Here is an 18324-nt window from a genome sequence, read left to right as displayed (position 1 = left end):
CCGACTATTTTGGGGGGGTATTTAAAAAAACATGGAAAGGAGGATCATTTAAGAGATTTGGACAGCCATCCCCCTTAAGTAGCGAGAGAATAGCATGCTTGATTTTATCTATCCATGGAGGGATTTGTTTGAAGAAAGGCTTATTTTCCCGAAAGCTTCCCATCATCACCCTGGCTCTCGGAATGACCGTTGGCGCCGTTCCCGGAGTCTCTCTTGCCTCATCCTCTTCAAGCTTCAAGATTTCGAATCAAGACCTGCAATCCGTCCTTGAATCGTCGCAACCGGCCTACATATCGCCGCAAATCAATACCCAGTCTTCCAAAAAAGTCCGGGTCATCGTGCAGCTTAGCGGACAACCGGCCGCCGTCGGCAAATACGCGACCAGACAAGGCATCAGTTCTCTCGCAAAATCGGCTTCGGAAGCGGCCGTTCAAAGCCAGCAGGACCAGTTCCTGGACGAGGTCTCCGATCAAGGGATCGACATGAAAATCAATTACCAATACGACACGGTCCTGAACGGATTTGAAGTCAGCGTGCCGGCCAACGAAATTCCCGAACTGGCGAAAATCCCCGGCGTAAAATCCATTCAGGAAAACAGCATCTGGTATCCGATTCCGATTGAAGAATCGTCGGCCAATAGCGACGTCCGCTACGACATCAACCCGCTGAAACAAATCGGCGCCACGGAAGCGTGGGCGGAAGGTTATACCGGCAAAGGGCTGAAGATCGGCGTGATCGATACCGGCGTGGACTATACCCACCCCGATATCGCGCCGGTGTACAAAGGCGGCTACGACTCCTTCTATCAGGATGACGACCCTTACGAAGAGGTTCCGCTTACCGTCGACGAGGACGTTCAGTACCATACCGGCTATGCGGGAACCTATCACGGGACGCACGTGGCCGGAACCATTATCGGGCAATACGCGAACCAAACAAGCGACGTCGCCCAAAAAGGGGTCGCATACGGCGCCGAGCTGTACGCCTATAAGGTGCTCGGACGAAACATAGACGACCCAAGCAAATCTTCAGGCAGTTCGGCTCAGGTCATCGACGGCATTGAACGCGCCGTAAAAGACGGCATGGACGTCATCAACCTGTCGCTCGGCTCCGATTCCGAGAAAGACGTCAACTCGCCGGATGCCATCGCCATCAACAATGCCGTTCTGTCCGGCGTCGTTGCCGTCATCGCCAACGGTAACGCAGGCCCGGGCTACTTTACGATGGGCTCGCCCGCCACTTCGCAGCTTGGTATCGCCGTTGGTGCGGTCACTAGCGAAAGCAAGCATTATGAAGGAAAAGCGACGCCAAGCCTTGCCGATTCCGCAACAAGCGTTACCAGCGTCACCTATTCAACCTACGGCGATCTTCAGATGATGGGCTGGGAAACCGCGCACGAAAACTTCGCCGATATTATTGGCCAAGGCGCCCAGGACGTCGTCTACGTTGGCCTCGGCGATGAAAACGATTATGTCGGACTCGATGTCACGAACAAAGTCGTCCTCGCTTCAAGAGGGAATCTCGCCTTCGTTGATAAAATCACGAACGCCAAAAAACATGGCGCAAAAGCAATCGTTATATTTAACGGCATTAACAAAGGAACTGCCGCCGATTTAAGTGAAAGCATACCGGGACGCGACGGCTTTGCCGACGTATCCGTCGGCGACAGCTTTGACTTTATCCCGGCGTTTGATATGAAAGGCTCCGAAGGCCGTGCCTTGGCGAGAGCTCTGCTGGAAAATCCGGGCTTCAAGCTTCAATTTGAATTCAGTCCGAACTTTCCTGTCGAAACCATAGCGGGTGACAAATTAGCTGACTTCACCTCTTGGGGTCCGAACGCGGACAACAAGCTGAGCATCAAACCGGATATTATGGCACCCGGGGTGAATATCCTGTCCACCTGGCCGGCTTACGGCAAAGGAAAACCGGATGTTTCCTACGACAAAGCCTATAACCGTATCAGCGGCACAAGCATGGCGACGCCGCATGTAGCAGGTTTGGCCCTGCTAATCAAGGAAGCTCATCCATCCTGGAATCCATTCGATATTCGCGCCGCATTGGCGAACACCGCCGATATTTTGCCTAATTATGACGTTTATCAGCAAGGCGCGGGACGGGCGAACGTCATCAACGCGATTCATACGAACGCCCTGCTTCAAGCGGTAGAGCCGATCACGATTCTCGACAAAAACTATAATCCGAAAAACGTCATCAACTACAACTCTTCGGCAAGCTTTGGCGTCGTCGCTCCGGGTTCGCCTGATCAGGTGAAAAGCCTGCAGCTGAAAAATACGGGTGGTCAGGCATTGACTTATGCAGCCACCGTTGAGTTGAATGACCTGAATTCAGGCATCACGGCTACCCTTGACCGCAACGAGGTAACTGCTGCCGCCAACAGCACCACACCGTTCCAGCTCACCTTGAACGTCGGTTCGTCTGCGGCACCAAACCATTCTTATGAAGGACGGATCGTACTTTCCAGTTCGAAACAAGAACAACCCGAGCTTCATTTGCCGTTTGTGGTTTATGTAGGCTCCGAGCAACCTGCGAATACTTTCGGCGTTCAAGAGCTGAATGTGACGAACTCGATCATTTATCCGAACCGTCCGTCGCAAGCTTCAACGGATTTGTCTTTCCGTTTGACCGCTGCGGACACGAACTATTATGAAATCGACATCGTCAACCTGGATGACGAAACCATCGGGTTCCTGGATATCCAATCCACCGATGACGCCAATGCGTATTTCAAACCGCAAACCTACGCATTGAAAAATATTACGAACGCCTACCATCCGTACGACGCTAACGGCGTTCCCGTGCTCGACAAAAACAATGAACCCGTCACGTCGTACCTGAAAGACGGAATCTATAAAATCAATGTCGTCGCAGCAAAATTGACGGCTACCGGCGAGGTCGCCAAAAGACCTAACGGTTCGAGCATCATTTATTCCGGCGTCACGTCTTTCCGCGTGGATAGCTCCGTTGAGAACAATAATGGCGGCGGATCCGGCGGCGGATCGTCAAGTTCGCCATCTGCACCTTCTTCACCTTCGACATCCCAGCCGACCGTCAGCGGTTCGGTGAATGCCGTCGTTGAACAAGGTCAAAAGCAAGTCAACGTCACTCCTAAAACCAAATCGGAAAACGGCGTAACGACGGCCACGGTAACCGACAGCGATCTGAAATCGGCCATCGCTTCGGCGGCAAACGGCGCTTCCGCAATCATCATTAACGTATCCGGAACCAACGCCGCGACGATTACGTTGACTGCCGACCAAGTGAAGCAATTGGGCGCTCTTCCGTCCGGCAGCACCGTTATCGTGAGCGCATCCGGATCAGCCGTTTCGATCCCTGTATCCGTATTGGGCAAAGCTCCTGCGGGGTCCGGTTTCGATCTCGCCATCAAGCCGGCGGATGATCAAAAATCCAAGTTTGAAGCCGTATTCCCGGGCGCCAAAGTTCTCGGCTCTCCTGTTTCATTCGAAGCTTTCTGGGTAGCAGGAACCGTTCGCGCAGCGGTTGAGGTATCCGATAAAACGTTTATCAAAAGATCGTTTACCGTTCCGGGCAATATCGAACCGAATACCGCCGGCGTATTGTTTGAAGAAGGCGGCAAGATTACGCCGGTGGCATCCGTATTCAAAGCCCAAAAAGACGGTTCAACGATCGTCACCGTCAGCCGTCCGGGCTTCTCGACTTACGCGGCGGTAAACCGTACGGTGAAATTCAACGATATCGCCGCTTCGCCAGTAGCATCCGATATTACGGCACTCGCCAATAAGTGGATCATCGACGGAAAATCCGAGGGCGTTTTCGCGCCGAAGGGCAATCTGACCCGCGCCGAGTTTACGGCCCTGCTCGTACGTTCGCTCGGTCTTCGGTCCAATGCCGCCTCCGGCTTCTCGGACGTAATAACATCCGACTGGTATGCAAGCGATGTTGCTGCAGCTTATCAAGCAGGATTGATCCAAGGTATCGGCAATAACAAATTCGCTCCAGGTGCCAACGTTACCCGCCAAGAAATGGCCGTCATTTTGGACAGAGCCTTGAAGCTGACCGGCGTGGAAGCGAAAGCATCGAATCCATCCTTTAACGCGTACGGCGACGATGCAAAAGTCGCCCGTTACGCCAAGGATGCCGTGAAGTCGCTCACCGCGGCGGGAATCGTAAGCGGCGAAGCCGGCAACTTCAACCCGACGGCTGCCACGACGCGCGAAACCGTTGCCGCCGCACTGCATCAACTGCTGATTAAGACAAACCTGATCGATTAAGATAATACGTCTCATCATAACAACACCCCCATGTCGAAGGCTAGGCAGTCGCAAAACTGCCTGGCCCTGACTATGGGGGTGTTTTTTTTCTGTCAATCGCCGCTCCAATCGCTGCGCAGCGTGAACAGCTCCTTGAGCGCTTCGGTCGACAGCTCAGTAATCCAGCCTTCCGTGCTGGAAATCACGTTGTCGCTAAGCTGCTGTTTGCTTTCAAGCATTTCATCGATACGTTCCTCGAGCGTCCCGATGGAGATAAACTTGTGCACCTGCACGTCTTTCGTTTGCCCCATGCGGTACGCGCGGTCGGTGGCTTGATTCTCCACGGCGGGATTCCACCAACGGTCGAAGTGAAAGACGTGATTCGCCGCGGTCAAGTTCAGCCCGACGCCCCCTGCCTTGATGGACAAAACGAACACATTCGGCTGCTCCTCGGGAGATAGCGTGCTGGATTGGAATTGCTCGATCATCCGGTCGCGGGCCGTCTTGGACGTGCCTCCGTGCAGGTAAAGCACCGGTTCCTGAAGCTCTTGGCCCAGAACGCGCTGCAGCATCTCGCCCATCCCGATATATTGGGTGAAAATCAGGCAGCGCTCCCCTTCCTCACGGAGCTCCTTCACCATTTCCAGCAGCCGTTCGAGTTTCGCCGAACGCTGAACCAGCATTTGCGTATCGATGGAGTCTCCGGTTCCTTCGGCCGGCTCCCAGGCTTCTCCCGTCAGCAGCAACGGATGATCGCAAACCCGCTTCAACTGGGTTAGTGCGGAAAGAATCGCCCCTTTCCGTGCCATGCCCTCCAGCTTCTGCACCCGGTTCATCAGGTCGTTGACGGTTTGGTCATACAGGGCCCCCTGCTCGCCGGTCAGGTGAATGTAAGTTTTCATCTCGTTTTTGTCCGGCAGCGCAAGCTGGATCGCCGGATCCTTCTTTTTGCGCCGCAGCATAAACGGCTTGACCAGCTTCTGCAGTTGGCCGGTCCGCTGCTCGTCCCGTTCCTTTTCGATCGGCTGGATGAATCGCGTGTTAAAAGCCTTCAGGCTGCCCAAATATCCCGGATTCATAAAATCGTACAGCGACCATAACTCGGACAGGCGATTTTCGATCGGCGTGCCCGTGAGCGCGATCCGATGCCGCGCGGGAAAGCTGCGAACGGCCGTGGACTGCTTGGTTTGCGCGTTTTTGATGTTTTGGGCCTCGTCGAGGCAGAGCGACTCCCACGTCATTCCCTGCAGCAGCTTCTGATCCAGCGTCGCCGTAGCGTAAGAAGTCAACACGACATCCGCCTGCCGCACAGCCTCCAAAAAGCCGCGCTCGTCCAAACGCCGGCTCCCGTAATGCAGCATGACCCGCAAGGAAGGAGCGAACCGTCCGATTTCCTTTTGCCAATTGCCCAGAACCGATGTAGGGCAGATGAGCAGCGACGGCATTTTGTGCTGCGGATCCTCGGCGTTTTCCTGCAAATGCAGCAAATACGTAATAAACTGCACCGTTTTCCCGAGTCCCATATCGTCCGCAAGACAAGCGCCCAAACCGAACCTCCGCAAAAAGGCAAGCCACGAAAACCCTTCGAATTGATACGAACGCAGCTCGGCCTTCAGCCCTGCGGGAACCGGAAACTTCGGCCACCCGGACTGCTGCCCGAGCTGACCGAACAGCTGCGCGAGATGGTCGTTCAGCTCGACTTCAAGCTCGACGCGGGACGAAACCTCCGTCTCCTCCGAATCCGGCGACTCCCCTTCCGGTCCGCCACGCTTTTCGTCCCGCTTCTGAAGATGCAGCTGAAGCACGTCCTGCAAAGACATGCCCTGCCTGCGGTCGATTCCCTGCATCATTTGGCCGATCTGATTGACCAGGGCGGGGTCGAGCATGATCCATTCTCCCTTGAACCGGACGAGCCGTTCGTTACGGGCGACCAGTTCTTGGAACTCGCCTTCGGTCAGTTGGGTTTCGCCGATCGCGACCCGCCAGTCGAATTGAATGATCGAACCCAGGCCAAACATGGAGCTGCCGCCTTGGGCAGCCTCTTCCCCTTCGCCGGAACGGACTTTGGCGCGCAGCTTCGGTTTCTTGCGTCGAGCGGCTTCCCACCAGGCAGGCAGCAGCACCTGCCAGCCGGTTTCCAGCAGGCGGCGGCTGTCGACGGTCAAAAACCGCCACGCCGCCGCATCGGATAACGGTCCCGCAAACAAATCGCCCTGCCCGCCATGCGCCATGCCGGGGAGGCTGGCGCGCAAATGCTGCGCCCAGCCTGCGGCGCGCTCCCGAACATGACCCGACCATGCTTGCGGCCATTCGCCGGCTATATCGCCATCCACGCCCAAGCGGACCGGAACAAGCACGGACGGATCCCGCTTATCCTGCAGCACGAGCCGAAGCCGCCACACCGGATGGTCCTCATCCGGCTCCAGCAGCTGGAGCAGCGGACGGAACGGGGCCGTGTCCGCCTTCCAGCCGATCGAAACAAGCCATGTTTCCTCGTCAAGCCCGGCCATCGCGCCGTTTTTCGCGAACAGCATCGGATATTCCCGCCGCAAATCGGCGGCAGCTTCTTCCGTCCCAAAGTGATGCTGGAACACGGCCGATGAAAATGCGGCCCTCAGTCCCTCGGCAAACTCCGCCTCGGCATGGGCAAGTTCTTGGCGGGTTTGCATTCCCAAATAGGCGTCATCCCAGGCCCACTGCAGCCTTCCTGCCTGAACTGCGGCAAGACTCGGATTAAAACGCCGTTCCCGCACGCTTTTGTAAAGCGGCGAAGCGAGCCGGATGAGCGCCTCCGCTTGCTCGTCCCATTCCCATGCGACGTGCTTCAGCAGCTTTAGATCCCCGAAAAAAGGGAGGACCTCCTCGGCAGGCAAAACGACAAGCTCCGCCTCCTGCACCTTCCGGATTTCCAGCTCCGTGCCGTAAAAAGAGGGTTCGTGCCATGCAAACAATCGCTGCTTCAATTGAAGCCCGGGCACGTACCGGTGCGTTTGATTCGTTCCAAAGACCAGCGCATCCCCGTGAGCGGTCAACCGCAGATGGACGGTCATGGTTTCCGTATAAGTCGTATAAGAGCTCATGATATCAGCTTTCCTTTCCGAAGCTCCTCCTGCAATGCCCGCAGCCGGCCGTTGCGGCTGACGAAGGTTTCCAGAAACTGTTCCCACCGCTCTTCCCGCTTCATTTTTTTGTACAATTTGGCCAAGCGCTTCAGCAGCTTCACCGCCGCTTTGTAGCCCGACCTGTTTTTAAGCAAAAGATGCCGCTCTACCGCTTGATGGTAAAAAGGAAGCAGCAGTTCGGGCGCCTCCTTTTCAAGCGGCTGCAGAACGCTGACGCGGAGCGCAAGCGGCTCCGTTCCGGCGCTCAGCTGCATATCCATCCACTGCTGCCATTTTCCGTAGTCCAGCAACGCTTCCTCGTACATCTCCAAAGAATAGGGGAGCATCCCGGAAAGCGCCTCCCACATGCGCTCCTCCGATTCCGGGTGATGCCGGACGGCCATTCTCCAATGATCCATATAAACGTCCGCTTGGTCTTTCCTAGGACCGCTGAGGAGCGGCCCGATAAAAACAAGCCATTCCACCAAACGCGGCCATTCTTCCGCTGCGGCGATCTCCTCCGCAAACGAAAACAAAAAGCCGGGCGGGACAATAACCCCCTTGCTTGCGTCACGCAGCCACGTCCATGCCTGCCGGTCTTCGCCCATAAAAAAATAAATTCGGCTGTGGGCCAGCATCCAGGAAAGACGGGATAAACCGTCGCCCAAATCCTCTTCGGCCGTTTTCAGCTTTTCGATCTCTTCCTTAAACATCCGGTCGTCTTCGAGATTCGGGCGCAGCCACCTGCGCCATAGCCGGTCGTATGCCTCGAACAAATAATTGAAGTTTTTGGATTCCGTCAGCATCTGTCTCCGCAAATAGGTCAGCGTTTTCGTTACCCGCGGCCACAGCTCCGGTTCGGCAGCCAGCCCGATGCCCTCGTCGAGGATCTCCTTGATCGCTTTCAGCATGTCATCCGCGGCGACCTGGACGTGATACCCTAAATAGGTACCCGTTTGAAGCAGAGGATGCGCCGGCTTCACCAGCTTGATAAGCATGAACAAATGCGCGTGAAGATCATACAGCTGCTCCATTCCGGGTGAAAGCCGGGGTTTGACCGCCTCGATGGCGGCGATCGCTTTGCGGGCGTATTGGGCGTTCGGACTGCCGAATTCGAGCGGAGCGACGCAGGTTTTAAATAACGCATGCCATTCGGCGATGCTCGCGTTCGGAATTTGCAGCGCTTTTTCCCTAAGCGCGGATCCGGCATCAAACTCTCCCGTTTGCGCCGGGACTTCGTTCTCTTCAAGCGCAACATGATGCGGTGTCCGGAATTTCAGCATGGCATGGGCATTGACGATCGCATGAACGGAACGCCCCTGCATGCTCGCGTATTCCAGCAGAACCGCGACGATATGCTTGCACCCGCTTCCCTCCGGACAAGCGCAGCGGCTTGCGGAGATTTCACCCGTTTCAAGGAACACCTCCTGGGGTTCGGCCCCTCCGACAAAGGCCTGCAATCCCCCTGCTCCGTCTGCCTTGACTTCTCGGACGAAACCCTGCTTATAAAATTGAAAGCCCCGTTTTATCGTGACGTCGCTAAAATGCTCGCCGACATCTGCGATAAGCTTTTGCCATTCCATATCGGTTATCGTGTGATTCGTCTTCATTTGAACAATCGTCTCCTAGCGGAGTTTAGTAGATGTGCATTTACTCTATCATATCTGATTTTGGCTTGAAACATAAACTGCGGCCAATGCTCCTTGCGCAAAAAAAAGAACCCCTTCGTGCCTTGATAGGCGGGGTTCTTTAACAGAATTCAAAATACAGCATCCGTCCGGTGCACCGCAAAGCCGCATTCGCTCACAGGCTGTTCGCGAATCTCTAAACCCTTTCTTAAGGAAAGGTCGGCCCGGCTTTTTATAGCAAGTCAGCGGCGCATCTGCCATCCTACAGCGAATGCTGCAAAAACCATGCATAAAGCTCCGGATTTTGGTAAGCCTCCGTCCAGGAATCATGGTTCGCTTCCGGATAAACGGTCAGCTTCGCGCTGCCGCCGGCATCCTGAACCGCCTTGACCATCTTTTCCGATTCCGACAACGGCACAACATCGTCTTTCGCCCCATGGAACGCCCAAATCGGCGTGTCGGTGAGCTGAAACGTATCCATCCAGCTTCCGCCGCCGCAGATCGGTGCCGCCGCCGCAAAACGTTCCGGAAAATCCGCAGCCAATAGCCAGGTGCCGTAACCGCCCATGCTTAATCCCGTTAAATATACGCGGAAAGCATCGGCGTTATAGGCAGCCATCACTTCATCCAATACGGCGATGACGGCATCCTTTTCTCTCGCCCAATCGGACTCCTCCGGACATTGAGGGGATATGGCGATAAACGGGAAGGACGGGTCCCGGTCCGCAATGAGAGGGATGCCGTGGATTTTCACCAGCTCAATGTCGCTGCCGCGCTCTCCGGACCCATGTAGAAACAGAATGACCGGCCATTTTTTATCGGCGCTCGGGTCGTACTCCTCCGGTAAGTGCAGCAAATAATTCAAAGACACGTTCTTTTTGATTTCTTTTTCCATTTTACAGGCTTGTTGACTCATTGGGGTTCCCCACCTTCGTTCCATGATTCAGACAGGCTTCCCGTCTTGGAAAACTCAATCTTTACTTTCACTATTACGCCAATCACCCCCGATCTCCTTCTTAGAAAATCCGCCTCTTGCCGAATACGGCATAGAGAAAGGCTCCGGCAGCATCTAATTTATGCATCCGCATCGTCTCCCCATAACCCGCAAACTTAAAAAAGACCCTCGATTGCGAGGGTCCATTCCACCTTCTTATCTCAGCTTAAATACGCGGACTTCCTTCTCCAGATCATCCGCCATGCCTCGCAGCAACGCCGCCGAACCCGCGATTTCCTGCATCGAGGCCATTTGCTCTTCGGACGAAGCGGCCACGCTCTGTGTATGTCCGGAAGCGTTTTTGCCGATCCGGGCCAGCTCCTCAAGCGATGCGGCGACCTGCTCGCTGCCTGCGGACATTTGCTGGGCGGAGGCGGATACCTCATGCACCTGCTCGTTGACGTTTTGCAGGGAACCGACGATTTCCTCGAACGCCTCTCCCGCTTTTTGAACCGACTCCGATCCCTGCTCCACTTGATCCATGCTCGTATTCATGGCGGCGGAAGCGCGGCTGATATACGAGGTAATTTCATTCAGCATGCCGGAAATCTGCTCGGAAGACGAACCCGACAGTTCGGCCAGCTTCCGGACTTCCTGGGCGACAACCGCAAAACCTTTGCCATGCTCCCCGACTCTGGCCGCCTCGATCGAAGCGTTCAACGCAAGCAGGTTCGTTTGGCCCGCGATATTCGAAATGATCGACACGATTTCTTCGATTTCGAGCGAGCGCTGTTCCAATTCCTTCAAAATGTTCATCGTATCCGCCACGGATGTTTTGATGCCGGCCATTTCGTCGACCGACTGGCGCACGACGCGGTTTCCGGCCTCCGCATTTTTCGCAACCTCCTGCGCATGCTCGGACAGGCGCGAGGAATATTCCGCAATGCGCTGAATGCCGACCGCCATCTCCTCCATCGCGATCTGGCTTTCCAGCGCAGACTGCATTTGCGTTTCCGAGCCCTGGGCGACCTCTTGAACCGCGCGGGTAATTTCCTCCGTCGCTTGCGAGGTTTGATCCGCGCTTGCGGACAGCGCTTTCGAAGACTGGGAGACCTTTTCGGACGTTTGCTGCACGTTTTCGATCAGGTGACGGATATTTCCTATCATCGTATTGAAGCTGGCCGCCAGCACCCCCACCTCGTCTTTGCTTTTGACGTTCGCCGAAACGGTCAAATCGCCTTCCGCCACCTGAATGCTAAGCTTGGACAGCTGACTGATCGGACGAAGGATCGCCCTTACCATAAAGATGACGATTACGATAAACAAAATCGCGAGCCCCGTCCCGATCAACGTCGTTTCGATGGTCCGGTCGCGTTCCATTTTGGCAATGACAGTATAGTTGAAATCGACGCCGAAAATGGCCACTCTTTTCCCGCTGATGTCTTTGACCTCGCCGATGATGCTGATCCATTTTCCGAAATCGTCGCTGTAAACCTTCGAAACCGCGTAGCCTTGTTTATTCATTTCCTCAATGGCGTTCTTGAACGCCCCTTTGGCTTCATAGACGGTTCCCGGCCGAAGCCCTTTTTGGTACAATTCGGTGTTTGCCAGAATAAGCGTCAGTTTGCTGCTGTCTCCGTTATCTTGCACATCCGGCATGTAAATGTAGCTGTTCGACACTTTTTCGTTGCCTTTCATGCTGTCCAGCTGCTTCTGAACGAGCAGGATTTGTTCGTCCTTCATCAGCTCATCGGTACCAAGAAGCGTTTTGGCTTTTTCGATGTACGGAATTTCAGAGGATATGACGTTTTGCAGCGTCCACACCATATTGTTGAGCCCTTCCATCTGTTCGTTCTTGATCAGAAGATTGTTTAACGTGGACAGAACGCTTTCCATGAGAAAAAATAGCACCGACAAGACAATGATCGATTTCAACACGAGACTGCTTCTTCTTTTCATATACACAACCCCACCTAGTTCTTTGAAGTTCATTGCCGTTATATCAGGGCGCGCATTCTGTTCTTTTGTGTCTATTACAAAATCGCGTCGTCTGAGCAACCAGCACTGTGATGAATGTTATATCGTCATTTTGGTGGGGAGATATGAAGGGCAATTTTTCCCAAAAAGGGCGAACGGCGCTGTTTTTTCGAAAAAAATTTTTTACGCTTCAGCCAGAGGCTATAAAGTAGCGGAAGGATGAGGTCCCGGACTGTTAAACCGAAACACTTTCCCCCTGTCGAAATGCGGTAGCAGCTCATCCGTTTCTTCATAACCGTCGGCCGTATATTTGCTCAGCGTTTTTCTCCAAAATTGTTGGGTGCTCTGATTCCTTTCCCCTTCCGTCGTAAACAGCATCCATTTGCCGGGAAATCGATTGAAAATATCCATTGCCGCCCTTTCACCCGCCTGTTTATGGCGAAATGGCCTCAAAATAAAAAACTCGTTCAGCATATATTCGCTGTCGTCCACCAAATAAGGCGGAGTAGCGACCAGTCCGAACCCGGCCGGCAGACCGTCCGCGCGGATCAGAAACGGATACAACACGTTTTCCTTTTGCCACCAGATCTCAAACAGCGCTTGCTGCGCCTGCAGCGTGTCATAATCGTCGGTATCTTCAAAAACGCCGTGCGCATTCGGCAGCACATTCCGGATTTCGGCCAAATCATGCAGATAAAGCGGATACATGTTAAAAATGATCCTTTTATCCTCCGGAGCGCATAACTCCACAGTAATGTTCATCTTCGTCCCTCCTTTGAAGTTGATTATAGGTGGCGGAGCCGGAAAAAAATATGGCGCGTTTGCTGCCAAAACGTTGTCTGCACAAAATAACCCCACAAAGTGGAGTCTATGCTTTTGATGTTTATTCCAAATACTTTGCGGGGACCCCAAAAAAACTTATAAATTCTAATATCATAAAAAACCCGCAGATGGAATCTGCGGGTTTCGCGTTCATTTTTTGGAATATACGATTTTTTTCACCGTGTCGTAGGCCAGCCCATAGTCGGAGGACAGCCGTTCTATGGAATGCCCTTCGCAAAACCGGCGACGTATTTCGGCGTTTCTGCGTTTCAAGGCTTCCTTGCTTCCGCTGCGTTCTCCCCAAGCTTTTCGCGAATGCCTTCGGGCCGGTACGTATACCCAGCCGCCCTCAACATATTGCTGCATCTCGTCTACCAGCCTTTGGGGAAAGGCGGATTCGGCGTTGATATATTTCATGCTGCTTCTGCTCCTTTGATATCAAATTTCGATATAAGGCAGCAAAGCCCATGACATACGGTTTCCGGGGTTACATCAAAGAATTGGCGGTCCTTGGCCGATCCTGCTCCATAACAAACAACCGCCGCCGTATCTGCCATACGGGCTTTGCATGGAGCGTTTCCTGAAACTGTTCGCAAATTTCATGCTATTTCCCTCCGCTTTCCTTGCTTGATTTTAAATGTACAACAGAACCGGGGCATATATCCAGCGGAAGCGCTATGGCGCCATGTTAAAAGAAAAAAAGACCTCCATCGCTGGAGGCCCACAAGTGCATTCTTAACTATGTATCCATGCGGGAGAAATCCGCTGAGAAACAAGGCATTGCCGAAGCGAAAGCCGCATGCATCCCTACTTCATTCCGGTGAAGCAGCATCCAATCCGGTCTCCCGCAGCCCTGCTCTTAAAAATCGTATTGCTATAGCCCCTTAGAAAGAAGCGGTAGGTCCGGTCGGATTCTGAGGCGTGTTGTTCAGATAATAAACCGTGCTGCTGGAATAGCCCCAAACCATCCACAAAATGACGTACACCGGTGAAATCAAAATAAACAGAACGTATGCCCCGCTTTTGCCGAATGCGTTCAGCAGCTTCACCTGCCAAATGATCGCAAACACGATGTTCGCAATCGGCACCAGCGACATCAAAATCCACCAAGCGCTTTGCTTAATCAGCTTCAGCTGCAAGATGCTGTTCAAAATCGGAATGAACGCAAACCAAGCGATATCGTCCCTTCCCGCCTTTTTCGCGAGCTGAAAATATGCCCCGCAAACGGCAAAATAAACTGCAAGGTAAATCACGATCAAAACCGCTGTCATGTACAAAATACCCCCTAAATAAATATAAAAGTTAAAAATGCACTTCTCCTAATTCGATAAAGATTTTGAAAATCCTTCAAAAAAATCCTCAATTTCGACACAAAAATACATCCTGGGACCGATGTCTTATTACATGCAACCTTTATTACGATATTTGCAAGCTCCGTTTTTATGCCTTCAAGTTTGACGGAAAATGAAAACCCCCGGCGGCCATGCCGCTGGGGGCTCCTTACACATATGCTGCGAATCGTAACTAATGATTATTTTACCGCCATGGCCGCAGCCTGCTGATTGAACCATTTCACGAAATTGGCGATGACGGATTCAAGGAAAATCACGGTTGACTCGTCCTTGATATTGCCGTTTTCATCCATCTTCTCATGCACGACGCCTACGTATACTTCGTTGCCCGGAAGCAGCGGCGAGTTGACGCCCGGGGAAAAGAGAATGTCCCGCAAATGCTGCTGCGCGCGCACCGTGCCGAGCAGGCCCATCGAAGCGCCCATGATAAAAGACGGTTTGCCGTTTATCACGCGGTCGCCGCGGGAGAGCCAATCGATGACGTTTTTGAGGACGCCGGGAATGGAGTAGTTGTATTCCGGAGTCACCCACAGAACCGCATCGGCTGCGGCTACCTTTTGTCTCAGCTCCTTGACGGGCGCAGGAGGATCGTTTTCGATATCCTGGTCATAAAAAGGAATGTCGCGGAGGTTCAAAATCTCAACGTCCATTTGTTCCTTGTATTTGTTTTTGACATACTCCGCAAGCTTGCGGTTATAAGAATCTTTGCGGATACTGCCTACGAGCGCAACAACTTTCATGGTTTCATTCCTCCTGTTGGTGTGTGGTTGTACCGGTGCAGACGTATTTGGACGTGCTTCAGCACCGCTATTTGATCTGCCCGATCGACAGGCTCACTTTATAATTTCCGTAATCCAAAATTTCATCCAGAAGCTGGTTCAGCTCTTCCGGCGAACCGACCCGCACCCGCATCCAATAGCAGCCTTCGCCGCTGACGCGATGCATTTCCGCCACCTGCCCATGCCGCTGCGCGAAGGATTGGAACCGCTGATGGGCGATGGAAGAATGGAGAAAAACCGTTACGAAGGCATGCACGGGCAACCCGACCTTTTCCGGATTCCAGCGCAGCGTATAACCTTCGATTACGCCCGCATCCTCCAGCTTGCGCACGCGTGCGCCTACCGCCTGCCCCGTCAAGTGAACAAGCTCGCCGATGTCCTTAAATGAGCGGGTCGAATCTTCAATCAAATGCTCTAAAATCCTCATATCCACTTCATCCATCGTAAAACGGTTCACTTTTCGCAAATTCCTTTCACCGTGAAAGTGTCGGCCGCTTTTTCATTTCACCATGTTATGGGCCTGCATGCCGACCGCACCTATAATAATAACAGATCGACAAATTCCTGGCGAAGAGGTGTCTGAAATGAAAATACAGCTGATCCGCAACGCTTCATTATGGCTCGAATATGCAGGCCATGCCTTTCTTATAGACCCGATATTCAGTGAACAAGGAGCGAATCCGCCGGTTTTTAATACCGCTAACGACAAAAGGAATCCGCTCGTTCCGCTGCCCGCGCCTATGGGGACATGGCTCCAGCCGGATGCCGTTTTGTTGACCCATCTGCACCCCGACCATTGGGATGCCGCATCCAGCGAGGTTTTGGCGAAAACGATGCCGGTCTGGTGCCAGCCAAACGAAGGGGATGCCGTCCGGGCAGACGGTTTTACGAACGTCACGGAGATTGGCGAAAGCATCTCCTATGAAGGAACGACGATTTTTCGGACAGCCGGGCAGCATGGCACAGGCGAAATCGGCAAGCGGATGGGCCAAGTATCCGGATATGTCTTCCAAGCCGAAGGCGAACCTACTCTATACATCGCGGGGGATACCATTTGGTGCGATGACGTGAAAGAGGTTTTGGATCGCTACCGTCCGGATGTGACGGTCGTCAATGCAGGCGGAGCCCAATTCCTGGAAGGCGGGCCGATCATCATGGACGAGAACGACGTGGTGAGCCTATGCCGCTACGCCTCTTATACTCAAGTGGCCGCCGTCCATATGGAAGCGATAAATCACTGTTTCACGACAAGAGCGAACCTAAAGGATCGGCTGAATGCCGAAGGCCTTGTCGGTCAGGTGCGTATCCCGCTTGATGGAGAGTGGTTCTAAAACTTGTTCGGAGAGCATTCGTTTACTTTCATTGCGTAGATGTACTGCTCTCCGAGATTTCCTTCCCTTCTTCTCCCGGTATCCCGAAATCCCGCTTTTTCGTACAGTCTCTGCGCAGGGATGTTTTTGTGGTTTACCGCCAATACGACCTCATCATATGCCGGGAATTGGCTTCGGACGAAATCCTTTAACAAAAGCATCGCCTTTTTCGCATATCCTTTGCCTTGTTCAACATGATTAATGGATAATGCCGTTAACAATAAAGCATTCAGGTTCTCGGTATAATCCCTAACCCTTTCGCTGGTATGCAGCACAAAAAATCCAACGGGACCCTTTCCGCTGACGATCACGATCGGGTGTTTCCCTTCATCCGGCTCCAGCACTTCAAGCGGCAAGGCTGTATACTGCGCTTGTTCCGCTGGGAGCCGGAATGCCGCGAGCGCTTCCTTGTCTTTTTCCGCGTATCTTTGAAGGCTTAGCTGTTCAATTGCGTATGCCATAATGATGCCCCTTTCGCTACCCGAAGATTTGCTCCAAATGATGTTCCATATGATCGACATAATCGTCAATCACCCATTGGAGGGTTACCGTTTGTCCGTCGCCTAATAGAAAAACGTTGATCAAACTGTCTTCGGGAATTCGTTCCCACACGGCAGCCACCTCTTGTTCAAGCTTGACCACAACATCAACACATGATCGAACGGAAGCTCCTGATACCCCATCAGCCGCACCCATTCGTCCTGGACGTACGGGATGATCTTGTTCGGCTGCGGCTCATACTGGGACCGGACAAATCTTTGCAGGTTGTTCAGCGCAGAGTCGCACAAATGGCCGAGTATTTCTTTGCGGGACCATTCTCCGGGCTGCGGACGCAAGGATACTTCCTGTTCAGGCATTCCGGAAATTTTGCCGGAACTTCTGCAATCGCCTGATTCAAGCGTTCTAAAGCATTTTTCAAAACGTGCCCCCTTCCTTGTGTATTAAATGAGATAAATTTTCCTCTCCCCATTTTACCAGTTTTCCCCTGCAAACGCTTTTCGCGATTTCACCCCGTACAAAAGGCCTGCCTCGGCGTACCGAGAGCAGACCTTTTGTGTAACGCGGATGAAGTTTTATCGGGCTGTATGGTCAATGATCGCCCCAATGATCAAATCCCAATCTTCCTCATGGAGCTCATGCCCGGCCCCGCTCAGCGTAATCAGCTTGGCACCCGGGATCGCTTCGGCCAAATGAACCGCATGCGGATACGGAATGATCGGGTCCTCGGTGCCATGAATAATGAGCGTCGGCACATCGATTTCGCCGGTTCGCATAAGATACGTCTCGCCGCCTGTAACAAAGGCATGGTTTGACATGCTGGCCGGACTGACGGCGCGTTTCGCTTCTTTTTCGGATAACCGCGCGATTTTTTGTTCATCGAACGTACGTCCGGAACCCCGGAGAACTCTCCACCGTTCGAGCGAAAAGGAGACAACCGCCTCCATGTCGGACCAATCCACTTCTCCTTGCCCCGCAAAAAAACGCTCCACCCTCTCTTCCATTGGCGGCAGCCCCGGCGCAAAATTGGATGTCGCAATCAACGTCACGCTGAGCACCCGTTCCCGATGCCGCAGCGCCAAAATTTGCGTCAACAGCCCACCCATGGACATGCCAACGATATGCGCCTTTTCGATGCCGTATCCGTCCAGAACCCCCATCGCATCGTCCGCCAGATCTTCAAACGAATATTCGGGCTGCCCCGGCGCATAGGTGACCGATCGGCCGACGTCGCGGTTGTCGTAACGGATGACGAACCTTCCTCTGTCGGCGATTTTCCGGCAAAAATCATCCTCCCACCAAATCATCGATACGGAGGCGCCCATAATCAGCAGCACCGCCGGGTCCTTCGGATCCCCAAAGCTTTCCGTGCAAATGTCGACGCCTCGAGTTTGTATAAATCGTTCCGTCATTTCATATCCCTCCGCTTACTTTGTCATTTGATGAAAACAAAAAACACAGGCTTTCGCCTGTGTCGGTTCGCAGTAATCGGAAAGGGAATGAAACGGACGACCTATCGCCGGCTGGGGCAAGATCGCCCGTATCAACGGCATGCGCTGACGTAACGATCCAACGGCAAGGTGTGTAAAAAAGCATGAAGCACGCAGCTTCTT

14 protein-coding genes are annotated in these 18324 nt (G+C 53.3%); 2 read left to right on the top strand and 12 right to left on the bottom strand.

What is annotated here, in order from left to right:
- The first annotated feature begins 128 nt into the window (after nt 1–128).
- The gene (locus RJP21_RS25895) at nt 129–4271 is read left to right on the top strand and encodes a S8 family serine peptidase (protein WP_310861853.1); all 4143 of its coding nucleotides are present in this window, start codon (nt 129–131) and stop codon (nt 4269–4271) included.
- Between the two features lie 92 nt (nt 4272–4363).
- Here RJP21_RS25895 and RJP21_RS25890 read toward each other — a convergent pair whose 3' ends face one another.
- From RJP21_RS25890 to RJP21_RS25850, 9 genes are all read right to left on the bottom strand, one after another.
- Nucleotides 4364–7330, bottom strand: a complete 2967-nt coding sequence (locus RJP21_RS25890; protein WP_310861852.1) for a DEAD/DEAH box helicase — start codon at nt 7328–7330, stop codon at nt 4364–4366.
- On the bottom strand, nt 7327–8961 hold the full coding sequence (locus RJP21_RS25885) for an SWIM zinc finger family protein (protein ID WP_310861851.1): 1635 nt from the start codon (nt 8959–8961) through the stop codon (nt 7327–7329). Before RJP21_RS25885 ends, RJP21_RS25890 begins: the two co-directional genes overlap by 4 nt.
- A 280-nt stretch (nt 8962–9241) precedes the next feature.
- Entirely contained in the window at nt 9242–9895 is a 654-nt protein-coding gene (locus tag RJP21_RS25880; protein ID WP_310861850.1) for a carboxylesterase family protein, read from the bottom strand.
- 234 nt (nt 9896–10129) lie between these two features.
- The gene (locus RJP21_RS25875; protein WP_310861849.1) at nt 10130–11872 is read right to left on the bottom strand and encodes a methyl-accepting chemotaxis protein; all 1743 of its coding nucleotides are present in this window, start codon (nt 11870–11872) and stop codon (nt 10130–10132) included.
- A 219-nt stretch (nt 11873–12091) separates the two neighbouring features.
- Nucleotides 12092–12652 carry a GNAT family N-acetyltransferase gene (locus RJP21_RS25870; protein ID WP_310861848.1) on the bottom strand — a complete coding sequence of 187 codons (561 nt, stop codon included), beginning with the start codon at nt 12650–12652 and terminating at the stop codon, nt 12092–12094.
- A 210-nt stretch (nt 12653–12862) separates the two neighbouring features.
- Nucleotides 12863–13129: a CD3324 family protein gene (locus tag RJP21_RS25865; RefSeq protein WP_160044556.1), complete on the bottom strand. Its 267-nt coding sequence runs from the start codon at nt 13127–13129 to the stop codon at nt 12863–12865.
- A gap of 467 nt (nt 13130–13596) precedes the next feature.
- Nucleotides 13597–13983 (bottom strand): DUF5684 domain-containing protein, encoded by a 387-nt coding sequence (locus RJP21_RS25860; RefSeq protein WP_310861847.1) that lies wholly within the window; start codon nt 13981–13983, stop codon nt 13597–13599.
- Between the two features lie 260 nt (nt 13984–14243).
- Complete coding sequence (locus RJP21_RS25855; RefSeq protein ID WP_310861846.1) at nt 14244–14804, bottom strand: NADPH-dependent FMN reductase; 561 nt, start codon at nt 14802–14804, stop codon at nt 14244–14246.
- A gap of 67 nt (nt 14805–14871) precedes the next feature.
- Nucleotides 14872–15300 carry an Lrp/AsnC family transcriptional regulator gene (locus tag RJP21_RS25850; protein ID WP_397386286.1) on the bottom strand — a complete coding sequence of 143 codons (429 nt, stop codon included), beginning with the start codon at nt 15298–15300 and terminating at the stop codon, nt 14872–14874.
- Between the two features lie 127 nt (nt 15301–15427).
- On the opposite strand from RJP21_RS25850, the gene RJP21_RS25845 reads away from it, so the two are divergent.
- Nucleotides 15428–16174 (top strand): MBL fold metallo-hydrolase, encoded by a 747-nt coding sequence (locus tag RJP21_RS25845; RefSeq protein WP_310861845.1) that lies wholly within the window; start codon nt 15428–15430, stop codon nt 16172–16174.
- Here RJP21_RS25845 and RJP21_RS25840 read toward each other — a convergent pair.
- The 3 genes from RJP21_RS25840 to mle all read right to left on the bottom strand — a co-directional run bounded on the left by RJP21_RS25840 (nt 16171) and on the right by mle (nt 18123).
- A complete protein-coding gene (locus RJP21_RS25840) occupies nt 16171–16674 on the bottom strand; it encodes a GNAT family N-acetyltransferase (RefSeq protein ID WP_310861844.1) in 504 nt (167 codons plus the stop codon). The genes RJP21_RS25845 and RJP21_RS25840 overlap by 4 nt on opposite strands.
- A 120-nt stretch (nt 16675–16794) precedes the next feature.
- Complete coding sequence (locus RJP21_RS25835) at nt 16795–17070, bottom strand: DinB family protein (RefSeq protein ID WP_310861843.1); 276 nt, start codon at nt 17068–17070, stop codon at nt 16795–16797.
- A gap of 216 nt (nt 17071–17286) precedes the next feature.
- Nucleotides 17287–18123 (bottom strand): alpha/beta fold macrolide esterase, encoded by an 837-nt coding sequence (mle, locus tag RJP21_RS25830; protein WP_310861842.1) that lies wholly within the window; start codon nt 18121–18123, stop codon nt 17287–17289.
- Between the last annotated feature and the right edge of the window lie 201 nt (nt 18124–18324).

The organism is Paenibacillus sp. VCA1, from assembly GCF_031583795.1.
Taxonomy (GTDB): domain Bacteria; phylum Bacillota; class Bacilli; order Paenibacillales; family Paenibacillaceae; genus Paenibacillus_AQ; species Paenibacillus_AQ albilobatus.
Note: the sequence above shows the minus strand (reverse complement) of the source record. Positions and strands in the feature narration are given on the sequence as shown.

Coding starts and splice junctions, on each gene's coding strand:
- RJP21_RS25865 (WP_160044556.1), bottom strand. CDS start 13,129: ATGAAATATATCAACGCCGAATCCGCCTTTCCCCAAAGGCTGGTAGAC.
- RJP21_RS25840 (WP_310861844.1), bottom strand. CDS start 16,674: ATGGCATACGCAATTGAACAGCTAAGCCTTCAAAGATACGCGGAAAAA.
- RJP21_RS25875 (WP_310861849.1), bottom strand. CDS start 11,872: ATGAAAAGAAGAAGCAGTCTCGTGTTGAAATCGATCATTGTCTTGTCG.
- RJP21_RS25855 (WP_310861846.1), bottom strand. CDS start 14,804: ATGAAAGTTGTTGCGCTCGTAGGCAGTATCCGCAAAGATTCTTATAAC.
- RJP21_RS25860 (WP_310861847.1), bottom strand. CDS start 13,983: ATGACAGCGGTTTTGATCGTGATTTACCTTGCAGTTTATTTTGCCGTT.
- RJP21_RS25845 (WP_310861845.1), top strand. CDS start 15,428: ATGAAAATACAGCTGATCCGCAACGCTTCATTATGGCTCGAATATGCA.
- RJP21_RS25880 (WP_310861850.1), bottom strand. CDS start 9,895: ATGAGTCAACAAGCCTGTAAAATGGAAAAAGAAATCAAAAAGAACGTG.
- RJP21_RS25890 (WP_310861852.1), bottom strand. CDS start 7,330: ATGAGCTCTTATACGACTTATACGGAAACCATGACCGTCCATCTGCGG.
- RJP21_RS25885 (WP_310861851.1), bottom strand. CDS start 8,961: ATGAAGACGAATCACACGATAACCGATATGGAATGGCAAAAGCTTATC.
- RJP21_RS25835 (WP_310861843.1), bottom strand. CDS start 17,070: ATGCCTGAACAGGAAGTATCCTTGCGTCCGCAGCCCGGAGAATGGTCC.
- RJP21_RS25870 (WP_310861848.1), bottom strand. CDS start 12,652: ATGAACATTACTGTGGAGTTATGCGCTCCGGAGGATAAAAGGATCATT.
- mle (WP_310861842.1), bottom strand. CDS start 18,123: ATGACGGAACGATTTATACAAACTCGAGGCGTCGACATTTGCACGGAA.